The organism is Azospirillum sp. SYSU D00513, from assembly GCF_017356015.1.
GTDB lineage: Bacteria > Pseudomonadota > Alphaproteobacteria > Azospirillales > Azospirillaceae > Azospirillum.
Window position 1 is genome coordinate 1 of sequence record NZ_JAFIQV010000118.1, and the last position, 742, is coordinate 742.

General features: G+C 62.1%; 1 protein-coding gene. It reads right to left on the bottom strand.

The window, feature by feature from the left end:
• Window positions 1-242 precede the first annotated feature (242 nt).
• The coding region (locus JUB11_RS32455) for a transposase (RefSeq protein ID WP_247887483.1) at window positions 243-742 on the bottom strand (500 nt) is incomplete at its 5' end.

Genomic DNA, 742 nt, shown 5'->3' on the forward strand with positions numbered 1-742 from the left:
CCCACGAGGTCTGCCCGGCGTGGAACTATACCCTCTCACCACGCGCCTCTTGTGAAGGCGAATGAGCAGATAGTTCCCTGATGTGCCCTAGCAGGCTGCGGAAAAACCAGCTGATACGTCCCTGGATAGGTCGCTGAAAGTCAAATTTTAGGGTGTGCCAATAGTGTTTCCCCTGGTGTCGGCGGGTATTGCCCCACCCTGACAGCCCGGAATCCGCCATTGAGGCAGATTCTGAGTGTAAATCATGCCGCTGCCAATAGCTTTGGCAAGCGAACGAGGTTGCAAGCGACGGCGTTCAGGGTGAACATCCAGCCAACCCGACCAGTCCCTCTGTGCCTGGTCTTCCGGAAGCCGGCTGTGTGCTTGATCCAGCCGAAGACCTCCTCGATCCGCTTGCGGATGCGCAGGCTGACGGCGTAGCCGGCATGCCGCGTCATCCGGCCGTCGATGGCCGAGCGGCGTCCGTTGGTGTTCTGCGCTACATGGGGCGTCGCGCCCAGCTCACGCATCCCAGCCACGAACGCCTTGCTGTCGTAGGCCTTGTCGGCGCCCATCGTGATCGGATGGCGGCCGGGAACCGCCTCGATCATCGACACCGCCGCCTCCCGTTCCGCCGTACCCGTGGCCGGCGTCAGACGCACGTCAACCGGCGTTGATGGGATGGACGGCCCCCGCTTCCTGGTAAGTGAACTTATCTGAAGGGGATTGGCCCTCTGGAAGCGGAGATCCATCCCATGCAGCC